The sequence below is a fragment of the Clostridium tarantellae genome (assembly GCF_009295725.1).
Classification (GTDB): Bacteria; Bacillota; Clostridia; order Clostridiales; family Clostridiaceae; genus Sarcina; species Sarcina tarantellae.
The window spans coordinates 1-7,713 of record NZ_WHJC01000161.1 but is presented as its reverse complement, the minus strand read 5'-3'; the positions used below and the strand labels follow the sequence as shown (position 1 = coordinate 7,713).

Here is a 7,713-nt window from a genome sequence, read left to right as displayed (position 1 = left end):
AATAAAAAAATATAATTAATAAGTAATTAGAATATTACAATAACAGTTAAATAAAGATTGTAAAACTTTATAAATGTTAGAAAAAATAATATAAAAGGAGGAGTTATCAATATTTTTTATAAAATATATTGATAACGAAATTACTAATGATAAATAAAGGTGTAAAAAAATTTATTAGTGTTTTAGCTTTAATTATAGTAATAGTAGGCTTATTTAATGGATGTAATTTATTTTCTATATCCAATAAACTTAAGACTGTAACAAAGTATAAGTTTGCTATGAGTATAGGTGATGGAATTTTAGGAGATAAAGCTTTTAATGATTCTGCTAAGGAGGGTTTAGAAAAGGCTGGCAAAGAATTTAAATCAGATGTTCAAGTAATAGACTCTTTATCTTCTAAAGAATATAAAAAAGATTTTGAAAAGTTAGTTAAAAATAGTGATTTAACTTTTGCTACAGGATTTAAAATGAAAGAGACTTTAGAAAGTGTAGCTAAGAATAATACAGATAAAAATTTTGTTTTAATAGATGAAACTTCACAATTACCTAATGTTAAATCCATTTTATTTAAGGATGAAGAAGGAGCTTTTCTTATGGGAGTAATTGCTGGAAAAATGACCAAATCCAATAAAGTAGGCTTTATTGGTGGAGTAGAAAATGTATTAATAGGAAAATTTGAAACTGGTTTTTCTGCAGGGGTAAAAGCAGTAAATGAGAAAGCATTTAAAGATTTAGATAATAGAAAAAATGCAAAATATATAACTAATTTCACTGATAATGATAAAAGTTATGATTTAGCAAAATTTTTATATAATAATGGTGTTGATGTAATATTTCATGCAGCTGGAGGTGCTGGATTAGGAGTATTTAAGGCGGCAAAAGAAAACAATAAGTTTGCTATAGGAGTAGATAAAGATCAGGCTCTTGAATATCCAGAATATGAAGAGGTTATATTATCTTCTATGATTAAATCTGTAGATATAGCTGTATTTACTTGTATAAAAGATTTTATAAATGGAAATTTATCTATGGGAGTAGAAAATAAATTAATTTTAGGATTAAAAGAAAATGGAATTAGTGTTGCAATAAGTACTAATAAAAAAGTGCCTAAAGAAGTTATTGAATTAGTAAATAAATATAGTGAAGCTATAAAGGATGGTAAATTAGTTATTCCAACAACTCCAGATCAAGTGAAAAATTTTCAAGTAGGAATATAATATTGCAATAAATCTAGAAAATTTTATAGCATAATTTATTGATTATAGAGAAGTGAGTAGAACCTTTTAAGCTTAGGTAAAGTTTTGTCAGTAGGAATATTGACAAAGAAGCCTTACTTAAATAAATTTGTTTCTAAGTGGTTAGTAGTTCACCTTAGTTGACAGAAATAAAATTATATGTAATCATATTTAATAGATTTAAAATTTAAAAAGGTACATTAGGTGTTAATAAAATATTATGTGAAATTTAATATAATATAAACTTAATAGGGAAAGTTAAAAGCTGCAGCCCCCGCTACTGTATATAGTGACGAAAGTAACAAATCCACTGTGATTTCTGTTCATGGAAAGGGTTACTAGAGGATGAATTATTAGCCAGGAGACCTACCTAGTGAACATGTGATATATTCTTTCGGAGGGAAATTAATATACATTATTTATGTTCTGTGTATAAAACTCTTTCTGTATTACTTAAGAAAGAGTTTTTTTATATAAATTTTATAAAAAAGTTAGGGAAGATAATATAACTTAATATATTTTATTACTTTAAATAAAATTAACTTATTTAATTTATAAAAAAATTTATTTAAAGTAATAAAAAATTAAATTCAAATACATATAGTAAAATTCTTATAACTTTATTATAAAATGATTATTTATTAAGCATATATTATTTATAAAGATATGCAAGATATATTAAATAAGTTTATAATTAATGCTATGTAAAAAAATTTCAGTCTATAATTCTAGAAAGAATATCTAAAATTTATAGGCTGATTTTTTATATTTTTATAAAGGAGAGATTAAAGTGGATTATAGTAATATAATGATTCAAGGAACTGCATCATCAGTAGGAAAAAGTATTATAACAGCTGGACTTTGTAGAATTTTATATGAGAATGGACATAAGGTTGCTCCATTTAAATCTCAAAATATGAGTTTGAATTCTTATATAACTCATGAGGGTAAAGAGATGGGAAGGGCTCAGGTAGCACAAGCAGAAGCAGCTGGAATAAAACCTAAAGCAGCTATGAATCCTATACTTTTAAAACCAACTGGTGATAGAAGATGCCAAGTTATTTTAAATGGTGAAGTTTATGCTGATATGACTGCAATGGAATATCATAAATTTAAACCAGAGCTTAAATTAAAAGTAAAAGAAATATATGAAGAATTACAAAATGAATTTGATACTATAGTTATGGAAGGAGCAGGAAGTCCAGCAGAAATAAATTTAAGAGAAGGCGATTTAGTTAATATGGGAATGGCTGAGTTAGTTGATGCTCCTGTTATATTAGTTGGTGATATAGATAGAGGAGGAGTATTTGCTTCCATAGTAGGTACCTTACAGCTTTTAAGTGAAGAGGAAAGAAAAAGAGTAAAAGGGGTAATAATTAATAAATTTAGAGGTGATGTAGAAATATTAAAACCAGGATTAAAAATGCTTGAAGATATTATAAATATTCCTGTATTAGGTGTTGTACCTTACACTAAATTAAACATAGATGATGAAGATGGAGTTTCAGTAGAGAGCAAAATAAAAAGAAAAATAGAGCAAGATGAGTTAGTTATTAAAATAGTACGTTTACCATATATGTCTAACTTTACAGATTTCAATGTATTATTTTCGTTATCAAAAGTTAATGTAAGTTATGCCATAGATAGTGAAGAATTAAAAGAGGCAGATTTAATTATAATTCCAGGTTCTAAAAATACTATAAAGGATTTGATGTACTTAAATAATAATGGTTTTTGGGATGAAATTTTAAAAGCAAAAGAAGAGGACAAGACTATTTTTGGAATATGTGGAGGATTCCAAATGCTTGGTAAAAAAATTATAAATGAAGAAAAAGTTGAAAATGAAATAAATGATATAGAGGGATTAGGCTTATTAGATATAGAAACAGAATTTAAAAGTTCTAAGGTTACTACTCAAGTTAGTGGGGTTATAAGTGATGATAGTATACATAGACTTTTCAATTGTAAAGATAAATATATAGAAGGATATGAAATTCATATGGGTAGAACAACTTTTGTTGGTAAAGATATTATTCCTTTTATTGAAATAAATGAAGTTTTAGGAAATAAAGAAAACAAAGTAGAAGGATATAGAAATAAAGAAGGAAATGTATTTGGAACTTATATACATGGAATATTTGATTCCTTAGAATTTACCAATAGTTTTTTAAATAATTTAAAGAATAAAAAAGGTTTAGAGTTAAAAGAAGATAATACTGTAGAATTTAATAATTATAATGAAATGAAAGAAAAAGAATATATAAAGCTTTCAAATATTTTAAGAGATTCTTTAGATTTAGATAAGATCTACAAAATAATTGATGGACAGGAGGTTGAAAGAAATTATTATTGATATAATAATAGCCTATATATTAGATTTAATATTTGGTGATCCATATTGCATGCCTCATCCAATTAGATTTGTAGGTTCTTTAATAAGAAAAACGGAAAAACTCCTAAGAAAAGGAGAAAAAAAATGGCCATTAAAGTTTATTAAAAATGAGAAAAGAAGAGAAAGATTATGTGGAGGGGTTTTATGGGTAATAACCATTGGAGTTACAGTAGGAACTGTATATTTAATTTTAGGCATATGTAAGTATATAAATATATATTTATTTCACATAGTTAATATTTATTTTATATATTCTTCTTTAGCAAGTACTTGTTTAGCCTTTGAAGGAAAAAAAATATTTAAATCTTTAGATAAGAAAGATTTAGAAAAATCAAGAATAAATGTTTCATATATAGTAGGAAGAGAAACTTCTAATTTAAATGAGGAAGAAATTATAAAAGCCACTGTGGAAACTGTAGCAGAAAATACGGTAGATGGTATAATATCTCCTTTATTTTATATTATAATAGGAGGAATGTTTGGAGTGGCAGCTCCTATGGCATATATGTATAAAGCTATAAATACTTTAGATTCTATGGTGGGATATAAAAATGAAAAATATATGAATTATGGTTTTGTATCCGCTAAAATAGATGATTTAGCTAATTATATACCAGCCAGATTAACAGCAATTTTTATGATAATAGCTAGTTTTATTTTAAGATTGGATTATAAAAATTGTATCAAAATAGTAAAAAGAGATAGAAGAAATCATAAAAGTCCTAATTGTGCTTATCCTGAAAGTGCTATATCAGGTGCTTTAGGAATTAAGCTTGGAGGAACTCATGTATATTTTGGTAAAGTAGTCCCTAAACCAACTATTGGAGAAGAATTAAGAAAGCCTTGTAACAACGATATTATAACTACAATTAAGGTTATGTATTTAACATCTTTTATTGCATTAGTAGTTTTTACAGGAATTTCATTTTTTGCATATAAGTTATAATATTTAAATATAAAGCAATAAATTTTTATCTAAGATATATATTTTTTACTGATGATAAAGAAAAGAAGAGGTGATGATTTTGAAAACTATTAGAAGTAATAGTCATGGCGGTAATTTATATTTAGCCTCTAAGGAATTTGGAATAAATGAAGGGAAGTTTTTAGATTATTCTGCTAATATAAATCCTTTAGGTGTTCCTAAGGATTTAGAAAAGTTAATAAAGAATAATATTAGTAAATTAGTTAATTATCCTAATATAGATTATTCATTATTAACTGAGCAAATAAGCAATTACTTAAAGGTTAATAAAAAAAATATAGTTGTAGGAAATGGTGCAACAGAGGTTATATATTTAACTTTAGAAGCATTAAAATTAAAAAAAGTTTGTATGCCTTGCCCTACTTTTTCTGAATATAAAGGTGCCTGTAATAAATTCAATATTGAAATAGATTATTATAATTTAAAAGAAGAAAATAATTTTAATTTACATATAGAAGATTTTAAAAATTATATTGATAAGGATACTAGTATTGAAGGAATATTTTTATGTAATCCCAATAATCCAACCTCTACATTGTTAAATAAGAAACAATTATTAGATATACTTTTTTTTGCTAATGAAAAACATATTTTTGTAGTATTAGACGAATCTTTTATAGATTTAACAAATGGAGATGAAAAGAATTCTATTAAAGATTTTGTAAAGGAGTATAAAAATTTAATTATTATAAGATCTTTTACTAAATTTTTTGGAATACCTGGATTAAGATTAGGATGTGGTATTTGTAATGAAGATTTAGCAAAAGAGTTAATAAAAATAAGATTACCTTGGTCAATAAATTATTTTGCTACTTTAGTGGGAGAAATATTAAAAGAAGATAATGATTATATTATTAATACAAAAAAATGGATAAATGAAGAAAGAGATTGGTTTTATAGTGAATTAAAATCAATAAAAAAAATAAAAGTATTTTATCCTAACACAAATTTTATTTTAGTAAAATTACTTGATGAAAATATTGATTCAGTAAAATTAAGAGAAAAATTAGGGGAAATGGGCATATTAATAAGAGATTGTTCTAATTTTAACAATCTAAGCAATAAATATGTACGTTTTGCTATAAAGGATAGAGATAAAAATGAAAAATTTATTAAAAATTTAAAACAAGTATTAAATTAAGAAGGGATAGTATATGATTTTAGTTATAGGTGGAGCTAGAAGTGGAAAAAGTTCTTTTGCAGAAAAGAAAGCTAAAGAATTACAATATAAATTAAATACTAATGTGTTATATGTAGCTACTTCTATAGTATTTGATGAACACATGGCGGATAGAGTTAGAAAGCATAAGGAAAGTAGACCAGATAATTGGCCAACTTTAGAACAGTATAAAAATTTTGAAAATATATATGATAATGAAGATTTTAGAAGAAATAAAGTAATTTTATTAGATTGTCTAACTTTAATGGTTACTAATATACTTTTAGAATACAATGGTGATTTTGATAAAATTTCTAATGAACAAGTGAATTTGTTGGAAAAAAATATAATGAATGAGGTAAATAAATTTATTAAAGTTTGTAAAGAAAATAATAAAGAGGTAGTTATGGTTTCTAATGAAGTAGGATTTGGCTTAGTTCCATCTTATAAATTAGGAAGTATATTTAGGGATATTGCTGGAAGAGTAAATCAATTAGTAGCAGAAAAGTGTGAAGAAGTATTTTTATTAACAGCAGGAATTCCATTAAAAATAAAATAGAGGTGTTATTATGAATAGCTTAAAATTAGCTTTAAGTTTTTTTACTCGCTTACCAGTAGGAAATATAGATTTTTCTGATGATAATTTCGTTAAAGCTATAAAATATACACCTATAGTTGGAATAATAATAGGTATTATATTAAGTAGTTTTACTTTTTTTATGAGACCATTATTTCAAAAAGAAGTAGTAGCATTTTTTATAGTAGTATTATACATATTTATAACAGGTGGCTTACATTTAGATGGACTATCAGATACTTGTGATGGAATATTTAGTAATAGATCTCCTGAAAGAATTTTAGAAATAATGAAGGATAGTAGAGTTGGATCCTTTGGAGTAATTTCTATGATATTAATTATAGTTGGTAATATTATATTTTTAATGAATAGTTCTTTATTAGTTGTATTTCTTTTTGTTATAGTAGGAAAATGTTCTGTAATGATAAGTTGTAAAACTAGCCAATATTCAAGAGAGAGTGGTATGGGAAAAACATTTGTAGAAAATGCAGGAAAGTTACCATCTTTAATAATAGTTATAATAATAACAATGGTTATTATATTAATATCCTTATTTACAAATAATATTAATATAATAATAGCTTTATTTATTACTTATATTTTAAGTTGTTTTATGACAAAAAACATAAGCAAAAAAATAAATGGTATTACAGGAGACGTTTTAGGATTTCTTGCAGAAGTATCTCAATTAATATTTTTAATTAGTTGCTATATAGGGAGTGTATTAATTTGAAAATTGTTTTAATAAGACATACTGAGTGCATAGCAAATGAATTAGGGGTATATGGTGGTCAGGTTGATTACGAATTAACTAAAAAGGGCAAAAAACAATTAGATAAAGTAATAAAATATCTTTATGATAGTAAAATCTTTGAAGGAATTGAACATGTATATACTAGTCCTTTAAAAAGATGCTATTTATTAGCTAATAAAATTTCTAAAACTTTTAATTTACCATTTAATTTTAAAAGTAATTTAATAGAAACTAATTTTGGAATATTTGAAGGGTTAAGTAATGAAGAAATTAAAAAAAATTTTAAGGATGATTATGAAAAATGGTGTAATGAGTATGTTACATTTGCTATTCCAAAAGGTGAAAGTCTTCTAAATTGTAGTAAAAGAGTTTCTTTAGTTGTAAATGAAATTATTAATAAAAATAAAAATTTAATAATAGTTGCTCATGGAGGAATAATAAAATTAATTATTTTAAATTTATTAAAGTTAGATTTAAGTCATTATTGGAATTTTTACTGTGGTAATGGTTCTATAATAGAACTAAGTTATATGGATGATTTTGCTTATATAAAAAACATTATTAATTTTAATAACTAATAGAACTAATAAATTAGATATTATAGATATAGG

At 24.4% G+C, this 7,713-nt stretch carries 7 protein-coding genes and 1 riboswitch; all 7 genes read left to right on the top strand.

Annotation, left to right across the window (positions count from 1 at the left end; genetic code table 11):
• Positions 1–146: 146 nt before the first annotated feature.
• Positions 147–1,217 (top strand): BMP family lipoprotein, encoded by a 1,071-nt coding sequence (locus GBZ86_RS10330; protein WP_152890387.1) that lies wholly within the window; start codon positions 147–149, stop codon positions 1,215–1,217.
• A 203-nt stretch (positions 1,218–1,420) separates the two neighbouring features.
• Positions 1,421–1,623: riboswitch (cobalamin riboswitch) on the top strand.
• 420 nt (positions 1,624–2,043) lie between these two features.
• On the top strand, positions 2,044–3,588 hold the full coding sequence (locus GBZ86_RS10325) for a cobyric acid synthase (RefSeq protein ID WP_152890389.1): 1,545 nt from the start codon (positions 2,044–2,046) through the stop codon (positions 3,586–3,588).
• Complete coding sequence (gene cbiB / locus GBZ86_RS10320) at positions 3,581–4,573, top strand: adenosylcobinamide-phosphate synthase CbiB (RefSeq protein WP_340162478.1); 993 nt, start codon at positions 3,581–3,583, stop codon at positions 4,571–4,573. Before GBZ86_RS10325 ends, cbiB begins: the two co-directional genes overlap by 8 nt.
• 79 nt (positions 4,574–4,652) lie before the next feature.
• Positions 4,653–5,753 (top strand): threonine-phosphate decarboxylase CobD, encoded by a 1,101-nt coding sequence (cobD, locus tag GBZ86_RS10315; protein ID WP_170272210.1) that lies wholly within the window; start codon positions 4,653–4,655, stop codon positions 5,751–5,753.
• A 13-nt stretch (positions 5,754–5,766) separates the two neighbouring features.
• Complete coding sequence (gene cobU, locus GBZ86_RS10310; protein WP_152890381.1) at positions 5,767–6,330, top strand: bifunctional adenosylcobinamide kinase/adenosylcobinamide-phosphate guanylyltransferase; 564 nt, start codon at positions 5,767–5,769, stop codon at positions 6,328–6,330.
• Between the two features lie 10 nt (positions 6,331–6,340).
• Positions 6,341–7,081: an adenosylcobinamide-GDP ribazoletransferase gene (gene cobS, locus GBZ86_RS10305; protein ID WP_152890379.1), complete on the top strand. Its 741-nt coding sequence runs from the start codon at positions 6,341–6,343 to the stop codon at positions 7,079–7,081.
• Positions 7,078–7,680 carry a histidine phosphatase family protein gene (locus GBZ86_RS10300; RefSeq protein ID WP_170272209.1) on the top strand — a complete coding sequence of 201 codons (603 nt, stop codon included), beginning with the start codon at positions 7,078–7,080 and terminating at the stop codon, positions 7,678–7,680. The genes cobS and GBZ86_RS10300 overlap by 4 nt, the downstream gene beginning before the upstream one ends.
• Positions 7,681–7,713 lie beyond the last annotated feature (33 nt).